The organism is Enterobacter sp. RHBSTW-01064 (genome assembly GCF_014103035.1).
Classification (GTDB): Bacteria; Pseudomonadota; Gammaproteobacteria; order Enterobacterales; family Enterobacteriaceae; genus Enterobacter; species Enterobacter mori.
Genome location: NZ_JABXOU010000002.1, coordinates 351,535 through 369,441 on the forward strand (window position 1 = coordinate 351,535; position 17,907 = coordinate 369,441).

17 protein-coding genes are annotated in these 17,907 nt (G+C 55.9%); 7 read left to right on the forward strand and 10 right to left on the reverse strand.

What is annotated here, in order from left to right:
• Positions 1-29: 29 nt before the first annotated feature.
• A complete protein-coding gene (locus HV355_RS07615; RefSeq protein WP_010435582.1) occupies positions 30-518 on the reverse strand; it encodes a TIGR00645 family protein in 489 nt (162 codons plus the stop codon).
• A gap of 81 nt (positions 519-599) precedes the next feature.
• Entirely contained in the window at positions 600-1,103 is a 504-nt protein-coding gene (locus tag HV355_RS07620) for an RNA helicase (protein ID WP_182401516.1), read from the reverse strand.
• 104 nt (positions 1,104-1,207) lie between these two features.
• Here HV355_RS07620 and HV355_RS07625 point away from each other — a divergent pair, with 104 nt between their 5' ends.
• Positions 1,208-1,612, forward strand: coding sequence for a hypothetical protein (locus tag HV355_RS07625; RefSeq protein WP_010435585.1), 405 nt, complete (start codon positions 1,208-1,210; stop codon positions 1,610-1,612).
• The gene (locus HV355_RS07630; RefSeq protein WP_182401788.1) at positions 1,593-2,042 is read left to right on the forward strand and encodes a cytoplasmic protein; all 450 of its coding nucleotides are present in this window, start codon (positions 1,593-1,595) and stop codon (positions 2,040-2,042) included. The genes HV355_RS07625 and HV355_RS07630 overlap by 20 nt, the downstream gene beginning before the upstream one ends.
• 53 nt (positions 2,043-2,095) lie before the next feature.
• On the opposite strand, the gene exbD is transcribed toward HV355_RS07630, so the two are convergent.
• Both exbD and exbB read right to left on the reverse strand, forming a co-directional pair.
• A complete protein-coding gene (gene exbD, locus HV355_RS07635) occupies positions 2,096-2,521 on the reverse strand; it encodes a TonB system transport protein ExbD (protein WP_047062705.1) in 426 nt (141 codons plus the stop codon).
• Positions 2,522-2,525: 4 nt separating this feature from the next.
• Positions 2,526-3,257 carry a tol-pal system-associated acyl-CoA thioesterase gene (gene exbB, locus HV355_RS07640; protein WP_100166417.1) on the reverse strand — a complete coding sequence of 244 codons (732 nt, stop codon included), beginning with the start codon at positions 3,255-3,257 and terminating at the stop codon, positions 2,526-2,528.
• A 252-nt stretch (positions 3,258-3,509) separates the two neighbouring features.
• Here exbB and metC point away from each other — a divergent pair, with 252 nt between their 5' ends.
• Both metC and yghB read left to right on the forward strand, forming a co-directional pair.
• A complete protein-coding gene (gene metC / locus HV355_RS07645) occupies positions 3,510-4,697 on the forward strand; it encodes a cystathionine beta-lyase (protein ID WP_108416239.1) in 1,188 nt (395 codons plus the stop codon).
• 142 nt (positions 4,698-4,839) lie between these two features.
• Positions 4,840-5,499 carry a DedA family general envelope maintenance protein YghB gene (yghB, locus tag HV355_RS07650; RefSeq protein WP_089599576.1) on the forward strand — a complete coding sequence of 220 codons (660 nt, stop codon included), beginning with the start codon at positions 4,840-4,842 and terminating at the stop codon, positions 5,497-5,499.
• 48 nt (positions 5,500-5,547) lie between these two features.
• Here the strand turns inward: yghB and HV355_RS07655 are convergent, their stop codons facing one another.
• A complete protein-coding gene (locus HV355_RS07655) occupies positions 5,548-6,447 on the reverse strand; it encodes an AraC family transcriptional regulator (RefSeq protein WP_108416238.1) in 900 nt (299 codons plus the stop codon).
• Positions 6,448-6,642: 195 nt separating this feature from the next.
• Here HV355_RS07655 and yqhD point away from each other — a divergent pair, with 195 nt between their 5' ends.
• Entirely contained in the window at positions 6,643-7,806 is a 1,164-nt protein-coding gene (gene yqhD / locus HV355_RS07660; RefSeq protein WP_089599579.1) for an alcohol dehydrogenase, read from the forward strand.
• A 105-nt stretch (positions 7,807-7,911) separates the two neighbouring features.
• Positions 7,912-8,739 carry a 2,5-didehydrogluconate reductase DkgA gene (dkgA, locus tag HV355_RS07665; protein WP_010435600.1) on the forward strand — a complete coding sequence of 276 codons (828 nt, stop codon included), beginning with the start codon at positions 7,912-7,914 and terminating at the stop codon, positions 8,737-8,739.
• Between the two features lie 83 nt (positions 8,740-8,822).
• Here dkgA and HV355_RS07670 read toward each other — a convergent pair whose 3' ends face one another.
• Positions 8,823-10,994, reverse strand: a complete 2,172-nt coding sequence (locus HV355_RS07670; RefSeq protein ID WP_182401518.1) for a YgiQ family radical SAM protein — start codon at positions 10,992-10,994, stop codon at positions 8,823-8,825.
• Positions 10,995-11,193: 199 nt separating this feature from the next.
• Between HV355_RS07670 and HV355_RS07675 the strand changes: the two genes are divergently transcribed.
• Positions 11,194-12,669 (forward strand): TrkH family potassium uptake protein, encoded by a 1,476-nt coding sequence (locus HV355_RS07675; protein WP_174341529.1) that lies wholly within the window; start codon positions 11,194-11,196, stop codon positions 12,667-12,669.
• Positions 12,670-12,699: 30 nt separating this feature from the next.
• Here the strand turns inward: HV355_RS07675 and ftsP are convergent, their stop codons facing one another.
• The 4 genes from ftsP to HV355_RS07695 form a co-directional block, all read right to left on the reverse strand.
• Entirely contained in the window at positions 12,700-14,112 is a 1,413-nt protein-coding gene (gene ftsP, locus HV355_RS07680; protein ID WP_182401520.1) for a cell division protein FtsP, read from the reverse strand.
• A 59-nt stretch (positions 14,113-14,171) separates the two neighbouring features.
• Positions 14,172-14,909, reverse strand: a complete 738-nt coding sequence (gene plsC, locus HV355_RS07685) for a 1-acylglycerol-3-phosphate O-acyltransferase (RefSeq protein ID WP_010435607.1) — start codon at positions 14,907-14,909, stop codon at positions 14,172-14,174.
• Between the two features lie 164 nt (positions 14,910-15,073).
• Positions 15,074-17,332: a DNA topoisomerase IV subunit A gene (gene parC, locus HV355_RS07690; protein ID WP_089599583.1), complete on the reverse strand. Its 2,259-nt coding sequence runs from the start codon at positions 17,330-17,332 to the stop codon at positions 15,074-15,076.
• Between the two features lie 118 nt (positions 17,333-17,450).
• On the reverse strand, positions 17,451-17,852 hold the full coding sequence (locus HV355_RS07695; RefSeq protein ID WP_029485199.1) for a NirD/YgiW/YdeI family stress tolerance protein: 402 nt from the start codon (positions 17,850-17,852) through the stop codon (positions 17,451-17,453).
• Between the last annotated feature and the right edge of the window lie 55 nt (positions 17,853-17,907).

Genomic DNA, 17,907 nt, shown 5'->3' on the forward strand with positions numbered 1-17,907 from the left:
ACAGGGAGAGGGTTAGGGTGAGGGGGAAATTATTTCTTACTGATCTTATCCAGATACCCCATCACAAACGCAGACAGCACAAACGTCAGGTGGATAATCACATACCACATCAGTTTGTTATCCGGGACGTTCTTCGCGTCCATAAACACGCGTAACAGATGAATAGAGGAGATCGCCACAATCGACGCGGCCACTTTATTCTTCAGCGACGAGGCATCCATTTTGCCCAGCCAGTTGAGCTTCTCTTTGTGCTCGGCAATATCAAGCTGGGAAACGAAGTTCTCATAGCCAGAGAACATCACCATCACCAGCAGTCCGCCCACCAGCGTCATATCTACCAGCGACAGCAGCACCAGAATCAGGTCCGCTTCGGCGATGGAGAAGATGTCTGGCAAGACGTGAAAAATTTCCTGGAAGAACTTTATGCTCAGCGCGACCAGTGCCAGGGAAAGGCCAAAATAGACGGGTGCCAGTAGCCAGCGAGAGGCGTACATTGCGTTTTCAAAAAAGCGTTCCATAGAGTCCTGTCTGCAATCGAAACCAGCGGGCAGTATATCTCAACGACGCTTACTGTTTGCAACAACTAACCAACACCACGCCTACACCTCTTCCGGGTTAACCTCCGGCCGCGCGTACTCCGGCCAGACCAATACCACCAGCTCCGGGTAGGCTTCGAGACTGAACTCGCGAAAACACTGACGCAGGTTTAATACGTCTAAGTCGGAATACGAGACTTTCTCGCCATTAAGACAGCGCTTTTTGATATTGTCATAATATTTATAGACAGCGGAATTCAGGTCGCTGCAGCGACGCTGCGCTTCAAACAACCCCGGCGTGTCATTAATTTCTGACATTTTCATCCGCTTAATTGTCGCGTGCAAAAAGTCGATATATTCATGGTTCACCCGCCAGTACCAAACCGGTGTCACCGAGTTCATCAATACAGAGAAATGATCTTCTCCTTCCTCTTTTGTCATCAACTCAGGTTGCGGCGGTTCACTGGCGTCTTTCGTCACTTTCGTTTTATTGAACTCTTGCATCAATAAAAGCACACCAGCGGTCAGTAATAGTAATGTGATGACCGTAAAGAAAATGCTGTTCATGGGTAGGCTCCATTTTTTTTGATTTTAAAATTGCCTCATGTTATTGTCAACGAATCTCACGCCTTTACCAACCCCACCCTGTTGAAATTAAAGGAAATTAAAAAATGCTGCCCGACAGTCTCGTCCCGGCTAAGTACCACATTGCGCCTGTGGAACAGCAACCGACGAAAGAAGAAAAAGAGGCTAATTTTACTCAGGGAAAAAGAAAGCTCTCCGATTTCGAGTCTGACATATTAATTGGTGTTTCCCGAACGGGCAAATCCCGTAATATGGTATTGGAGGAGCACGACCGCCATATTAAAGACCGTTTATTTCGCGCTGTGAAAATTGAAGCCTTAGCGCACCTGCTGAATGACCTGCAAGCCGAAGGTGAAATAGATGCCCAGCAGCTCAGTCAAATAATGGCTGAAAAGACCAAAGAAATAAACGAAATGGGTAATGAAATTTGGCTTAATTTAATTACTCGAGAAAAAAATGCCCCAATTTTTTATGACTTCGGGGAAGATTAACGTGAAACCAGTTAATGATAATAATGTCTATTTGACTTTAGATGATAAAAAAAGCGATGAATTTATCTTAAAGCAAAATCTCGAAGCATTAAAAAAGAGTAAAAATGAAGAGATGACGCGTATTACCCAGGATCTGGTATCGATCCCGGCCGCGCTCGTGCGCCTGAAATGGCAGAACCGCCGCGAAATATACCCGTTACAGGTGAAAGAAGAGATCTACGGTGCCGTGATGAATGCCATCATCGAGCAGCGCCCGGAGCTGAAAGAGAAGCTTCTGGGACGTCTGGAGGCCAATTATCAGTATCTGCTGGCGAGAGAGACCGCGACGCTGCGCCTGACCCGTAAGCTGTCTGAGGGGGATTATCACACCTCAAACGTCACCCACGTCGCGCTTGACGAAGACGTGCACGCCGACCCCTTGCAGAAGTAAACGACAGGCTTGGCGTTTTGCAAAAAAAAGCTGACTTTCGTCAGCTCTTCGTTTTATTTCGCGGTCGCTTTTTCTTCGCCGACCAGACCAATCTTCAGGTACCCCGCCTGATGCAGCGTGTCCATCACCTTCATCATGGTTTCATAATCGACGGTCTTATCTGCACGGAAGAAGACGGTGGTATCTTTCTTGCCGCCGGTAAGCTGATCCAGCGCCGGAATGACTGACGCATCCGTTACCGGGTCGTTACCCAGGAACATGGATTTATCCGCTTTCACCGACAGATAGATAGGCTTTTCCGGGCGCGGCTGCGGCTGGCTGGACGAGGCCGGGAGATTCACCTTCACGTCGACCGTCGCCAGGGGTGCAGCCACCATAAAGATAATCAGCAGAACCAGCATGACGTCGATAAACGGCGTCACGTTGATCTCATGCATTTCACCGTTATCGTCCAGATTTTCGTTTAGACGCATTGCCATACGATCAACCTACGCGCAGTTTAGAGGCCGCATGCACCGGTTTAACGGAGCTGGCGTTGAGGTCCAGGTCACGGCTTTGCAGCAGCAGAACCTGTGCAGCAACGTCACCGAGCGTGGCTTTGTAGCTGCCAATCATACGCGCGAAGATGTTATAGATTACGACCGCAGGGATCGCGGCAACCAGACCAATGGCCGTTGCCAGCAGCGCTTCTGCGATGCCTGGTGCAACCACCGCCAGGTTAGTCGTTTGAGTCTGCGCGATGCCGATGAAGCTGTTCATGATGCCCCAGACGGTACCGAACAGGCCGACGAAAGGAGAAATCGCCCCGATGGTCGCCAGATAACCATTACCGCGGCCCATATGACGACCGACGGCGGCTACGCGGCGTTCCAGACGGAAGCCGGTACGTTCTTTAATGCCTTCGTTATCTTCACTGCCTGCGGAGAGTTCCAGCTCGTTCTGTGCTTCATTAACTAACATGCTGGTCAGGCTTTTCGCATGGAAGGATGAGGTCATATCAGAAGCCTGATCCAGAGAGCGGGCTTCGGCCAGCTGCTGCTGTTCGCGCTTAAGGCGGCGCTTCTGAGAAAGCAGCTCGGCGCTCTTGCTGAAGAAAATAGCCCAGGTGACAACGGACGCCAGAATCAGGCCGATCATCACAATCTTAACCACGATGTCAGCATGTTGATACATGCCCCAAACGGAGAGATCCGTCTGCATCAAATTATTACCCACTCTGTATCTCCAGGACGCAAATCACAAAATCTGAGCGTAATAATATCAAAACGTCGTCGAATTGATAGTAGTTCTCATTAGTATTTACATAGTGCCGTAATTTTCGCTCACATTCCTTGCGCTTACGCAGTAAAAATTTCTTATGCGTATTTTTCATAATATTTTCTGCTTATTCGATAAGCATCCGGGTGCACATTTTTACAATCGTGGTAGTCTGGACGTCCAGACGTATAAAAAACAGGGTTAGCGAACATGACAAAGAAGCATCTTGATACCACGCTGGTGCAGGCAGGACGCAGCAAGAAATACACCCAGGGATCGGTAAACAGCGTGATTCAACGCGCTTCCTCGCTGGTGTTTGATACGGTTGAGGAGAAAAAAATCGCCACGCGCAACCGCGCGAAAGGCGGCCTGTTTTATGGTCGTCGCGGCACGCTAACCCATTTTTCTCTACAGGAAGCCATGTGCGAGCTGGAAGGCGGCGTGGGCTGTGCACTGTTCCCCTGCGGCGCGGCGGCGGTTGCCAACACCATTCTGGCGTTTGTGGAACAGGGCGATCATATCCTGATGACCAACACCGCCTACGAGCCAAGCCAGGATTTCTGCACCAAAATCCTCAGTAAGCTCGGCGTGACCACCGGCTGGTTTGACCCGCTGATCGGGGAAGGCATTGCCGAACTTATTCAGCCAAACACGCGCATTGTGTTCCTGGAATCTCCCGGCTCAATCACCATGGAAGTGCACGACGTGCCTGCCATCGTGAAGGCCGTGCGCAGCAAAGCGCCGGATACGATTATCATGATCGACAACACCTGGGCGGCAGGCGTGCTGTTTAAGGCGCTGGAATTCGATATTGATATTTCGATTCAGGCGGCGACAAAATACCTGATTGGGCACTCGGACGGCATGATTGGCACGGCGGTCTCCAACGCGCGCTGCTGGGATCAGCTGCGTGAAAACGCCTATCTGATGGGGCAAATGGTGGACGCAGACACGGCCTACATGACCAGCCGGGGCATCCGCACGCTGGGGGTTCGTCTGCGTCAGCACCATGAAAGCAGCCTGAGAGTTGCCGAGTGGCTGGCGCAGCATCCGCAGGTGGAGCGCGTGAATCACCCTGCGCTGCCGGGCAGTAAAGGTCACGAATTCTGGCAACGTGACTTTACGGGCAGCAGCGGCCTGTTCTCCTTCGTGCTGAAAAAGCGGCTGAACAACGACGAGCTGGCAAGCTATCTGGATAATTTTACCCTCTTCAGCATGGCCTATTCCTGGGGCGGCTTTGAATCCCTGATCCTGCCTAACCAGCCGGAACAGATTGCGGCCCTGCGCCCCGGCGGCGAAGTGGACTTCAGCGGCACGCTGATTCGATTGCATATTGGTTTAGAAAATGTGGACGATTTAATTGCGGATTTGTCAGCAGGGTTTGAACGTATCGTGTAGAGTGCAGGCTGAAAATGTACTCCTGGACGTTTTTGTGAACACTGCAAGCAGAAAAGTCTGCATGAGTTGCGTCCGCGATCAACCCCAGCGGGCCAATTCGGGAGTACAATAGCGTTATATCTGCTGTTCCACAGGAAAGTCCATGGCTGTTATTCAAGATATTATTGCGGCGCTCTGGCAACACGATTTTGCCGCGCTGGCGGATCCGCACGTCGTGGGGATTGTTTACTTCGTGATGTTCGCGACGCTGTTTCTGGAAAATGGATTACTGCCCGCCTCGTTTCTCCCCGGTGACAGCCTGCTTCTGCTCGCAGGCGCGTTAATCGGCAAGGGAGTGATGGACTTCACGCCGACGATGGTGATCCTCACGTCAGCCGCCAGCCTGGGCTGCTGGCTGAGCTATTTACAGGGCCGCTGGCTTGGGAATACGCGCGTCGTAAAAGGCTGGCTGGCGCAGTTGCCGCATAAATATCATCAGCGCGCGACCTGCATGTTTGACCGGCATGGCCTGCTGGCGCTGCTCGCCGGGCGTTTCCTGGCATTTGTTCGCACGCTTCTGCCCACCATGGCGGGCATTTCCGGCCTGTCGAACCGCCGTTTCCAGTTCTTCAACTGGCTGAGCGCCCTGCTGTGGGTTGGTGTAGTCACCACACTCGGCTACGCGCTGAATATGATCCCGTTTGTGAAACAGCATGAAGACCAGGTGATGACCTTCCTGATGGTGCTGCCGATGTTCCTGCTGGTGGCAGGACTGGTAGGGACGATTGCGGTGGTGATTAAGAAGAAGTACTGCAGCGCATAATTTAACAAAGCCGGGTGGCGCTAACGCTTACCCGGCCTACGTTTCCCCTCAGGCGCCCTGCATGGTTCTTATACGTGACGCATCCTCTCCCGGCGTGACGCCGAAATAGCGCTTAAACTCCCGACTGAACTGCGACGCGCTTTCATAGCCGACGCGCATTGCCGCCGCGCTGGCCTTCATGCCGTCGTGGATCATCAGCATCCGCGCCTTGTGCAGCCGGTAGGTTTTGAGGTACTGCAGCGGCGAGGTGCTGGTCACCGATTTGAAGTTATGGTGAAACGCCGAGACGCTCATGTTCGCTTCCGCCGCCAGCTGGTCGACACTGAGGTTTTCCGTGTACTGGCTTTCGATACGCTTGAGCACGCGGCTGATCAGGCTGAAGTGGGTCTGTCGGCTCACCAGCGCCAGTAACGCACCGCCTCCCGGCCCCAGCAGCACATGGTAAATAATTTCACGGATAATCTGCTTGCCGAGAATACGCGCGTCCAGCGGCCTTTCCATCACGTCCAGCAGACGTTCGATGGCGCAGAGGATCTCCTCCGACAGCGTCGCTGAGTTAATCCCGCTTGCCGCCATTGAAGGCTGGAAAAACTCGTCTTCACCAATCTCCATCAGCAGCTCCTGCAACTGAAGAATATCGACGTTGACGCGAATACCGGCCAGTGGAACCGCCTCTGTCGCGAAGGTTTCACATTCGAAGGGTAAAGGTACTGTCAGAAGCAGGTATTCATTGGTGTCGTAGCGGAACACGCGCTCGTTGATATAGCCAATTTTATGGCCCGAGAAGAGAAAAACGATGCCCGGCTGGTACATCACCGGCGTGCGCGTCCCGGGCTGTGTGCCGTAGAGCAGGCGAATGTCCGGCAGCAGATCGCTGGCATGATTATCATTATCTATCAATCTCTTAATCTGTGCAGTGAGCTGATGGCAGATCGCTTCACGGTTCATATTACGTTACTCCGGGTACGGTTTCCGACGCTGACAGTGTGCGTCGTTTTTCGCGCTTTCTCCAGCGCTCTGTAGAAATGGGCAAGACATCGGCAGGAATGTGCATTGAGAGGATAGCCCCGGGCGGCCACAATGTGCAGCATCAGGTAGCCCTCTGCGCCACCACGGTTTTTCACCCACTAAAGGGAACGAGCAATGAACAACTTTAATCTTCACACCCCAACCCGCATTCTGTTTGGTAAAGACGCCATCGCCGACCTGCGCGCGCAAATCCCCGCTGACGCCCGCGTGCTGATCACCTACGGTGGCGGCAGCGTGAAAAAAACCGGCGTGCTGGATCAGGTTTACAGCGCCCTGGACGGTCTGGACGTGCGTGAGTTCGGCGGCATTGAGCCAAACCCGTCCTACGAAACGCTGATGAACGCGGTGAAAATCGCCCGCGAAGACAACATCACCTTCCTGCTGGCCGTCGGCGGCGGCTCCGTGCTGGACGGCACCAAGTTCATCGCGGCGGCAGCGCACTACGCTGACGGCATCGATCCGTGGCACATTCTGGAAACCCGCGGCAGCGACATTAAAAGCGCCATCCCGATGGGCTCCGTGCTGACCCTGCCAGCGACCGGTTCTGAATCCAACAAGGGCGCGGTGATCTCCCGTAAAACCACCGGTGACAAACAGGCCTTCATGAACGAACACGTTCAGCCTGTGTTTGCCATTCTGGACCCGGTGTATACCTACACCCTGCCTGCGCGTCAGGTGGCGAACGGCGTGGTCGATGCCTTTGTGCATACCGTTGAGCAGTACGTCACGTATCCGGTCGATGCCAAAATCCAGGATCGCTTCGCGGAAGGCATTCTGCTGACGCTCGTCGAAGACGGCCCGAAAGCGCTGAAAGAACCGGAAAACTACGACGTGCGTGCCAACGTGATGTGGGCGGCAACCCAGGCGCTGAACGGCCTGATCGGCGCTGGCGTGCCGCAGGACTGGGCGACCCACATGCTGGGCCACGAGCTGACGGCGATGCACGGTCTGGATCACGCCCAGACGCTGGCGGTCGTTCTGCCTGCCCTGTGGAATGAAAAACGCGACACCAAGCGTGCCAAGCTGCTGCAGTACGCCGAGCGCGTGTGGAACATCACCGAGGGTTCTGACGATGCGCGTATTGATGCCGCCATCGAAGCGACCCGCAGCTTCTTTGAAGGCCTGGGCGTCCCAACGCGTCTGTCTGGCTACGGTCTGGACGGCAGTTCCATCCCTGCCCTGCTGGCAAAACTTGAAGAGCACGGTATGACCCAGCTGGGCGAACACGGCGACATTACGCTGGACGTCAGCCGTCGCATTTACGAAGCGGCGCGCTAAGCGTTTTTGCCCTCCCGACTTTCGTTTTTTGACATTTCGTCCAGACTTAATGCACACCCCATCGTCGGAGTCCCCCTCCGACGATGCGCACCTGAAGGAGGAAAAATGGCAAACCAAACCGTAATCAAGCTGCAGGACGGCAACGTGATGCCCCAGTTGGGGCTAGGTGTATGGAAAGCCGGTAACGACGAGGTCGTCTCCGCCATTCATAAAGCCCTGGAAGTCGGCTATCGGTCGATTGATACCGCCGCCGCGTACAAAAACGAGGACGGCGTGGGGACCGCATTGGCCAGCGCTGGCGTCCCCCGCGATGAGTTATTTATCACGACTAAACTGTGGAACGACGATCAAAAGCGCCCTCGCGAAGCCCTGCAGGAGAGCCTGGAAAAGCTCCAGCTCGATTTCGTCGATCTCTGGCTGATGCACTGGCCGGTTCCGGCTATCGATCACTATGTTGATGCCTGGAAAGGGATGATTGACCTGCAAAAAGAGGGGCTGGTGAAAAGCATCGGCGTCTGTAACTTCCAGGTGCATCACCTGCAGCGTCTGATTGATGAAACCGGCGTTGCGCCTGTCATCAACCAGATTGAGCTGCACCCGCTGCTGCAACAGCGCCAGCTTCATGCCTGGAATGCCACGCATAAGATCCAGACCGAATCCTGGAGCCCGCTGGCGCAGGGCGGCGAAGGGGTATTCGATCAGAAAATTATCCGTGAGCTGGCGGATAAATACGGCAAAAGCCCGGCGCAAATCGTCATTCGCTGGCATCTGGATAATGGACTGGTGGTGATCCCGAAATCGGTCACGCCGTCGCGCATCGCCGAGAACTTCGACGTCTGGGATTTCCGGCTGGATAAAGATGAGCTGGGTGAGATTGCGAAGCTGGATAAAGGTAAACGTTTAGGCCCGGATCCGGATCAGTTTGGCGGTTAATCGCAGAAAAAAGCCGGGTGGCGGCTTCGCCTTACCCGGCCTACGTGTCGACATAAAAACCCCGGCTTGCCGGGGTTTTTTATTTACGCTTTGCGCTTCACGGGCTTCTTCACACTCGAATTACCGTTCGAACCCTGATGCACAATCGGCGTGTGCTTGGTCAGCGCCGGGCGCGTATTGCGGTTCTGGCGACGCGCTTCGCGCATCTCATCCAGCGTCGGGGCCGGTACCAGGCAGTCACGTCGCGAGCCGATCAGGTGTTTTTTACCCATCTCTTCCAGCGCCTGACGGATCAGCGGCCAGTTTTTCGGATCGTGGTAACGCAGCAGCGCTTTATGCAGACGACGCTGTTTATCCCCTTTCGGCACCACCACTTCTTCACTCTTGTAGCCAATCTTACTCAGCGGGTTCTTGCCGGTGTAATACATGGTCGTCGAGTTGGCGAGCGGTGACGGATAGAAGTTCTGCACCTGGTCCAGACGGAAGCGACGCTGCTTCAGCCACAGCGCCAGGTTGACCATGTCCTCATCGCGCGTGCCCGGGTGGGCGGAGATGAAGTACGGGATCAGATACTGCTCTTTACCCGCCTGCTTCGAATAGGTGTCGAACAGCTCTTTAAAGCGATCGTAGCTGCCCATGCCCGGCTTCATCATTTTCGACAGCGGGCCTTCTTCGGTATGCTCCGGGGCAATCTTCAGATAGCCGCCGACGTGGTGCGTCGCCAGCTCTTTGATGTAGCGAGGATCTTCCACGGCGATGTCGTAACGTACCCCGGAGGCGATCAGGATCTTCTTGATGCCTTTCAGGTCGCGCGCGCGGCGGTAGAGGTTGATCGTCGGCTCGTGGTTGGTGTCCATGTGCTCGCAAATGCTCGGATAGACGCAGGAGAGGCGACGACAGGTTTGCTCCGCGCGCGGCGACTTGCAGCGCAGCATGTACATGTTTGCGGTTGGGCCACCAAGATCGGAGATCACGCCGGTAAAGCCCGGCACCGAGTCGCGAATGGCTTCGATCTCATTGATGATCGAATCTTCAGAGCGGCTCTGGATAATACGGCCTTCGTGTTCGGTAATGGAGCAGAAGGAACAGCCGCCGAAGCAGCCACGCATGATGTTGATCGAGAAGCGGATCATCTCATACGCCGGGATACGGGCGTTGCCGTACGCCGGGTGCGGCACACGCTTGTACGGCAGCGCAAAGACGCTGTCCATCTCTTCGGTGGAGAGCGGGATCGCCGGCGGGTTGATCCAGATAAAGCGCTCGCCGTGCTTCTGCATCAACGCGCGGGCGCAGCCCGGGTTGGTTTCATGGTGCAGAATACGGGACGCGTGCGCGTAGAGCACCTTGTCGGCTTTCACCTTCTCATAGGACGGCAGCAGCACATAGGTCTTTTCCCACGGTTTCGGGCGCGGCGGCTGCACAACGATAGCCTTCGCTTCCGCTTTTTTCGGCTCAACCGGCTTGTTATCGGCACACGGCAGATCTTCGCCGTACGGGTGCGGGATCGGGTCGATTTTGCCCGGCATATCAATGATGCGGGAATCCACCCCGCTCCAGCCCGGCAGCGCCTCTTTCACCATGAGCGCGGTATTGCGCACGTCGCGGATGCTGCTCACCGGTTCACCCTGCGACAGACGGTGCGCCACTTCCACCAGCGGACGCTCGCCGTTACCGTAAATCAGCATGTCGGCTTTGGAATCCACCAGCACCGAGCGGCGAACGGTATCCGACCAGTAGTCGTAGTGCGCGGTGCGGCGCAGGCTCGCCTCGATGCCGCCAAGGATCACCGGGACGTCTTTCCAGGCTTCTTTACAGCGCTGGGTATAGACCAGGGTGGCGCGGTCCGGGCGTTTTCCCGCCACGTTATCCGGCGTGTAGGCGTCGTCATGGCGCAGCTTACGGTCGGCGGTGTAGCGGTTGATCATCGAGTCCATGTTGCCTGCGGTCACGCCGAAGAACAGGTTCGGTTTACCCAGACGCATAAAGTCGTCTTTGCTGTTCCAGTCAGGCTGGGAGATGATCCCCACGCGGAAGCCCTGCGCTTCGAGCATACGACCACAAATCGCCATACCAAAGCTCGGGTGGTCAACGTAGGCATCGCCCGTGACCAGAATGATGTCGCAGCTATCCCAGCCCAGTTGGTCCATCTCTTCCCGGGACATCGGCAGGAACGGCGCCGGTCCAAAGCAGGCCGCCCAGTACTGGGGCCAGGAGAAGAGGTCACGATCCGGCTGGATCAGGGAAATTGCGCTCATAATGCTTCCGAAGAAAAAATAGACAAAAGGAGCGGGATTATACGCTGTTCATCCGCCAGATTTGAAGAAAAGGATGCATGAAGCAGGCAGATATTCGTAGAAGTCGTTAAAATACGGCGCCCTGATAATTTTGAATCATAATATTCACTCTATTTTCCGGTGAGTTGCCCCGGAACGTGTTATTGCGCGGAGCTCTGTTGTGAAGCCCAACGATTCGTTACATGTATCCCAGCTGCGGGTTGTCCTTCACCTCTGCGGTTTTCTGGTTCTGCTGTACAGCCTTTCCATGCTGCCGCCGATGGTTATCGCCCTGCTGAATAAAGAGCGGACCTACTTTGCCTTTCTGACCACCTTTTTAACCTTTTTTAGCCTTGGCGGATTGGCATGGCGGGCTACCCGTCACGCGGGCATACAGCTGCGTACCCGCGACGGTTTTGTGATTATCGTGTTGTTCTGGCTGCTGTTTTCAGTCATTAGCGCCATGCCGCTCTGGATGGATGACGGGCTGCAGCTCTCCTTTGCCGACGCGCTCTTTGAAGGGGTATCCGGGATCACCACCACAGGGGCAACGGTGATCGGGGACGTCAGCGCCCTGCCCAAATCGTACCTTTATTACCGTGCTCAGCTGAATTTTATCGGCGGGTTAGGCGTCATCGTGCTGGCCGTCGCGGTCCTGCCGCTGCTGGGCATCGGCGGCATGAAGCTCTATCAGTCCGAAATGCCGGGGCCATTCAAGGAGGAGCGTCTGACTCCCCGCCTTGCCGATACCGCGCGCACCCTGTGGGTGACCTACTTCGCGCTGGGCGTGGCCTGCACCCTGGCCTACTGGCTGGCGGGGATGTCCTTTTTTGACGCCCTCTGTCACGGGCTTTCAACCGTGTCGTTGGGCGGATTCTCCACCCGCAGCGAGAGCATTGGGTTTTATGACAGTCATGCCATTGAGCTTGTCGCCGGAGCGTTTTCACTGCTCTCCGCGTTCAACTTCACCCTCTGGTACGTCGCCATTGTCAGACGCACCCTGAAACCGATTCGCCGCAGCCCTGAGGTTAAATTCTTTCTGAGCGCCGCCGCGGTAATTATCGTCATCACCGCCTGGCAGGTCTGGCACGCCGGGATGTACAACGCCACCGATAGCCTGGTGCACGCCTTCTTCCTTGCCAGTTCGATGATGACCGATAACGGCCTTTCGACAGCCGATTATGCCCAATGGCCCGCACACACCATTTTCCTGCTGTTGAGCGCCAGCTTTTTTGGCGGCTGCGTAGGCTCGACCTGCGGCGGGATCAAAGCCCTGCGTTTTCTCATTATGTTCAAACAGTCTATCCAGGAGATGAACCAGCTGGCGCATCCACGGGCGTTGCTGAGCGTCAAGGTGGGCAAAAGCGTGGTGAATGACCGCGTCGTGCGCTCGGTATGGAGCTTCTTTTTTCTCTACGTGATGATCACAGGCTTTTTTGTCTGGTCGCTCAATCTGATGGGCTACGACCTGTTTACGTCATTCGCAACGGTTGCCGCCTGCATCAACAACATGGGGCTGGGGTTTGGCGAGACGGCGTCAACGTTTGGCACGTTAACAGAAGGGGCAAAACTGCTGATGTGCGCGGCGATGATCTTAGGGCGTCTGGAAATTTACCCGGTGCTGATCCTGTTCTCGCGCTTTTTCTGGCGGGCATAAACCATTCCCGGCGAACCGGGAATGTTGGGGTTAAGGTGCCGGATTAATCAGCATCTGCCCCACAGATCCCCTGTTCATCATCTCCAGCGTCTGGCTATGGAACAGGAACGGGAAGTGCGGCCACGAAGGCTGACCATAGTAGACAAGCAGTTCGACCTGGCCGTCCACCCAGACGGTGTCTTTCCAGCCGCGATCTTCCGGGAACGGCATTGCGCCGTTGACGTTGCGGATCAGGAATGACACCCCTTCAATATGGAACGACTGCGGCATATCCGAACGGACCGTCCAGCGCTCCCAGGTGCCCTGCTGCGCGGTAATGTCGATACGGTTCACATCCCACAGCGCGCCGTTGATGCCCGGATCGTCGCCCAGGCTGATATCACGGCTGCGCACCGGCGAGCCGCTCATGATCTCCTGCGGCAGCAGGCGCATTGGCAGGCTATCGGTCACCAGCGGCAGCAGACCGGTTGGGCGCAGGGTTAATACCAGCGTAGAGACCAGAATGCTCGACGGCTCAAAGAACCCGCGAATGCGGTCAACAATGCTCGCCGCTTCACCACAGGTGACGGAGACTTCATCCCCGTTGGTCATATCCACCAGGATTTCACGACGTTCACCCGGCGAGAGCGCCAGCTGTTTAACGGAAACCGGCGCGGGTAAAAAACCCTGATCGCCTGAAATCACGTGCAGCGCGCGGCCGTCGCTCATCTGCAGCTGATAGCGGCGCGAGTTGGAGGCGTTCAGCAGACGCAGGCGCACCCAGCCGCGCGAGACTTCGACATACGGGCTTTGTGCGCCGTTGACCAGCAGCGTATCGCCGACGAAGCCGCCGCTGCCCGGCTCGCTGTATTCCGGCGTACCGAAGTTATCGAGGCGTTTATCCTGAATAATGACCGGGAAATCATCCACGCCGTAGTGATTCGGGATCGGCAGCGATTTACTCACCTCATCCTCAATCAGCCACATCCCGGCGAGGCCGTTGTAGACCTGCTGGGCGGTGCGGTTCGGCGTATTGGCGTGGTACCACAGCGTGGTCGCGCTCTGGCGGATAGGGAGGACGGGCGCCCAGTCGGCGTTTGGCGACATCATGCGTGCCGCGCCGCCGATCAGCGGCCCCGGCACCTGCAGCCCGCTGACGGTCATCGCGACATTTTCAGTCGTCCGGTTACTGTAAATCAGCTTAACGTCATCGCCGTTCCACACGCGAATGGTTGGGCCAAGGTAGCGCCCATTGATTCCCCATATCTGCGCGCGCGTTCCCTGAGTAAAGGACCAGTGGCTACGCTGTAGCGTGAGGAAAAGCGGCTGCCCGCGACGGGATTCAATCAACGGCGGAATAGGCAGCGGCTGTTGCTGCCCGGCGGCGCTGGCTGTCCGCGGTATCGCACCTGCACAAAGGGCGATCCCCGAAGCCTGAATAAACTGACGCCGACTGAATGACATATAAGCTCCATCTGAAACGACTAACAACGCGGGAATTCGTTTTCCCTTATAACGCCGGGTTAGATCTTACCGGCGGCTTCTCTCTCTGCGACTTCTTTGTCGAGCAACGCAATATGCTGAGCCATCAGCTCACGGCAATGGGCTGCCAGTTCGCGCACCTGATCTTTGCCATATTTACTGGTATCCACCGGCGGCAGCATTTCGACAATGACCAACCCGTTATTCAGGCGGTTAAGATTAATCTTATTAGAAGTATTAGAAACACACACGGGAATAATTGGAACACCTGCCGCAATTGCAGCATGAAACGCACCGGTCTTAAACGGCAGCAGGCCACGGCCGCGGCTGCGCGTCCCTTCCGGGAACATCCAGATTGAGATTTTGCGTTTCTTAAAGTGATTCACCACTTCCGCAATAGTGCCATGTGCTTTGGCTCGATTATTACGGTCAATCAACAAGTTACCCGTCAGCCAATAGAGCTGACCGAAAAACGGGATCCACAGCAGACTCTTTTTCCCCACCGTCACGGTTGGCGGCAGTACGATGTTTGCGGCGGTCACCATATCGTAGTTGTTCTGATGGTTAGCGATATAGATGGCATTGCCGAACTGCTCCGCGCCTTCCGGCAGGCGTTTTTCCACCTTCAGACCAAACAGCGGCGCAAGGCGGCCAAACATATGGCCAAAGGTGGCGACATGCTTAGGATTACGCGGACTGAACAGGCAATAGATGCAGCCGAAAACACAAACCAGAATGCAGTAGATAACGGTAAGAATGAGACGAACAATGTATAGCATAGCGACCTCTGAAGCCCTGACAGCTGACAATTATACTTCACCTGTGGCCAGGTAAGGACTTTATTACGAGCGCGTATTGTTAATCGCAACGCACGAATTAACAACGATTTTACGGGAAATTTTCGTGAAATGCCCCCTCCGGAATGGAGGGGGGAGGCGTTACGTTACTCTTCGCTGTCGCCCGCGGTGCTGCGCGCAGGAGAGTCAATCTCCACGCGGTCGATACGCTGCAGGCCACGCATCAGCGAGCCGCGACGACCGCGCTCGCCAACAACCTTCTGCAGCTCTTCCGGACGCAGTTTGATTTTACGCTTGCCGACGTGAATCGTCAGCGTGCTCTGCGGCGGCAGAATGAAGAGGTGCGCCAGGCCATCCTCGCCTTTCGCCGCTTCCGCTGACGGGATGTTGATGATCTTGTTGCCTTTACCTTTCGACAGCTCCGGCAGGTCGCTGACCGGGAACATCAGCATACGTCCGGCAGAGGTGATCGCCAGCAGCATGTCGCTCTCGTTCTCAATCACCAGCGGCGTCATCACGTGGGCGTTGTCCGGCAGGCTAATCAGCGCTTTACCGGCGCGATTACGCGACACGAGATCGTTAAAGGTACAGATAAAGCCGTAGCCCGCATCGGAGGCCATCAGCAGTTTTTGGTCATCCGCTTCCATCAGCATATGGTCAACCGTCGCGCCCGGCGGCAGCGTCAGCTTGCCGGTCAGCGGTTCACCCTGTCCGCGCGCGGAAGGCAGCGTAATCGGGTCGATGGCGTAGCTGCGACCGGTGGAATCGATAAACGCCACCGGCTGGTTGCTCTTGCCTTTCACTGCCGCTTTGAAGCTGTCGCCCGCTTTATAGCTCAGGCCTGGCGCGTCGATATCGTGGCCTTTGGCGCTACGCACCCAGCCACTCTGCGACAGCACAATGGTCACCGGTTCGGACGGCTGCATGTCGTGCTCGTTCATCGCCTTCGCTTCTTCGCGCTCGTGCAGCGGAGAACGACGGTCATCGCCAAAGGCTTCGGCATCCGCCTGCAGCTCTTTCTTCAGCAGGGTATTCATCTTGCGCTCGGACGCCAGAATCGCCTGCAGCTGATCGCGCTCTTTTTCCAGCTCGTTCTGCTCGCCGCGGATCTTCATCTCTTCCAGTTTGGCGAGATGACGCAGCTTCAGTTCGAGGATGGCTTCGGCCTGGGTTTCGCTGATGCCAAAGCGCGACATCAGCGCGGGCTTCGGCTCGTCCTCGGTACGGATGATCTCAATCACTTCGTCGATATTGAGGAACGCCACCAGCAAACCTTCGAGGATATGCAGGCGCTTAAGCACTTTTTCCAGACGGTGGTTCAGACGACGGCGCACCGTATCGCGGCGGAACGTCAGCCATTCGGTGAGGATCTCCAGCAGGTTTTTCACCGCCGGGCGACCGTCAAGGCCAATCATGTTCAGGTTGATGCGGTAGCTTTTTTCCAGATCGGTGGTGGCGAACAGGTGGTTCATCACCTGTTCCATGTCCACGCGGTTCGAGCGCGGGACGATCACCAGACGGGTCGGGTTTTCGTGATCCGATTCGTCGCGCAGGTCGTCCACCATCGGCAGTTTTTTATTGCGCATCTGGGAGGCGATCTGCTCCAGCACTTTGGCACCGGAGACCTGATGCGGCAGCGCGGTGATCACCACAGCGCCGTCTTCTTTATTCCACACCGCGCGCATGCGTACGGAGCCGCGACCGTTCTGGTAGATTTTGCGGATTTCCGCGCGCGAGGTGATGATCTCGGCTTCGGTCGGGTAATCCGGCCCCTGCACGATATCCAGCAGCTCGTCCAGCGAGGTTTTCGGCTGTTCAATCAGGGTGATGGCGGCTTTCGCCACTTCGCGCAGATTGTGCGGCGGAATGTCCGTCGCCATACCGACCGCGATACCGGTGGTGCCGTTCAGCAGGATGTTCGGCAGACGCGCAGGCAGCATTTTCGGCTCCTGCATCGTACCGTCGAAGTTTGGCACCCAGTCAACGGTTCCCTGACCCAGCTCGCCCAGCAGCACTTCGGCATATTTAGACAGGCGGGATTCGGTATAACGCATCGCCGCGAAGGATTTCGGATCGTCCGGCGCCCCCCAGTTCCCCTGCCCGTCCACCAGCGGGTAGCGGTAAGAGAACGGCTGCGCCATCAGCACCATCGCTTCATAACAGGCGCTGTCACCGTGCGGATGGTATTTACCCAGTACGTCACCGACGGTACGGGCGGATTTCTTGAACTTGGCGCTGGCGCTCAGGCCCAGTTCGGACATCGCATAGACGATGCGGCGCTGAACGGGCTTCAGGCCATCCCCGATAAACGGCAACGCCCTGTCCATGATGACGTACATGGAGTAGTTCAGGTAGGCGTTTTCCGTGAATTCATGTAGCGCGAGGCGCTCTGCCATATCGCTCATTACGTGTGATTCCTCAACTCAGAAACCGAAGGGTTTCAGGCAATATTGCCGCAGATACTACCTCATCTGACGAATTGAGTCACAAAGAAAAAGGGCCGCACAGGCGGCCCTTTTCGGGTTATTTGTTCAGCTTGATGACCTGCTTCACGTCGATTTCAAACTCGTTCCAGTCTTTATCGACTTTACCCTGGAGTTCGACCTTATCCTGCGGGCTGACGGTCACGCCGTTCCAGCGCTTGTGGTCAATCTCAACCACCACCGTGCCGGTTTCATCGCGGAAGGTGTAGCGGTCATCGGACAGGCGCTCGGTGATGTTCCCGCGCAGCTTCACCCAGGCATCGTCCTTCAGATCCTTCACTTTTGCCGCCGTCGTCAGGTTGGCGTTGTTATCCACAAAACCGCCCTGCTGGGTTTGCGTCTGGGTCGCGGTTGCGGACGGGCCATTAAATCCGCCCTGCGCGGCAAAAACAGGGGCAGTGGTCATCATCATGATGGCAGCAAGTGCAGCGAATTTTTTCATCTTAATCTCTCCCTTTAATGTGGTTTCGCAGTCCATTAAACAGGGTAATCCTTAA

What these genes read in the sequence shown, in the direction of transcription:
- HV355_RS07615 (WP_010435582.1), bottom strand. Translation starts at nt 518, where the DNA reads ATGGAACGCTTTTTTGAAAACGCAATGTACGCCTCTCGCTGGCTACTG.
- HV355_RS07620 (WP_182401516.1), bottom strand. Translation starts at nt 1,103, where the DNA reads ATGAACAGCATTTTCTTTACGGTCATCACATTACTATTACTGACCGCT.
- HV355_RS07625 (WP_010435585.1), top strand. Translation starts at nt 1,208, where the DNA reads ATGCTGCCCGACAGTCTCGTCCCGGCTAAGTACCACATTGCGCCTGTG.
- HV355_RS07630 (WP_182401788.1), top strand. Translation starts at nt 1,593, where the DNA reads ATGACTTCGGGGAAGATTAACGTGAAACCAGTTAATGATAATAATGTC.
- exbD (WP_047062705.1), bottom strand. Translation starts at nt 2,521, where the DNA reads ATGGCAATGCGTCTAAACGAAAATCTGGACGATAACGGTGAAATGCAT.
- metC (WP_108416239.1), top strand. Translation starts at nt 3,510, where the DNA reads ATGACAAAGAAGCATCTTGATACCACGCTGGTGCAGGCAGGACGCAGC.
- yghB (WP_089599576.1), top strand. Translation starts at nt 4,840, where the DNA reads ATGGCTGTTATTCAAGATATTATTGCGGCGCTCTGGCAACACGATTTT.
- HV355_RS07655 (WP_108416238.1), bottom strand. Translation starts at nt 6,447, where the DNA reads ATGAACCGTGAAGCGATCTGCCATCAGCTCACTGCACAGATTAAGAGA.
- yqhD (WP_089599579.1), top strand. Translation starts at nt 6,643, where the DNA reads ATGAACAACTTTAATCTTCACACCCCAACCCGCATTCTGTTTGGTAAA.
- dkgA (WP_010435600.1), top strand. Translation starts at nt 7,912, where the DNA reads ATGGCAAACCAAACCGTAATCAAGCTGCAGGACGGCAACGTGATGCCC.
- HV355_RS07670 (WP_182401518.1), bottom strand. Translation starts at nt 10,994, where the DNA reads ATGAGCGCAATTTCCCTGATCCAGCCGGATCGTGACCTCTTCTCCTGG.
- ftsP (WP_182401520.1), bottom strand. Translation starts at nt 14,112, where the DNA reads ATGTCATTCAGTCGGCGTCAGTTTATTCAGGCTTCGGGGATCGCCCTT.
- plsC (WP_010435607.1), bottom strand. Translation starts at nt 14,909, where the DNA reads ATGCTATACATTGTTCGTCTCATTCTTACCGTTATCTACTGCATTCTG.
- parC (WP_089599583.1), bottom strand. Translation starts at nt 17,332, where the DNA reads ATGAGCGATATGGCAGAGCGCCTCGCGCTACATGAATTCACGGAAAAC.
- HV355_RS07695 (WP_029485199.1), bottom strand. Translation starts at nt 17,852, where the DNA reads ATGAAAAAATTCGCTGCACTTGCTGCCATCATGATGATGACCACTGCC.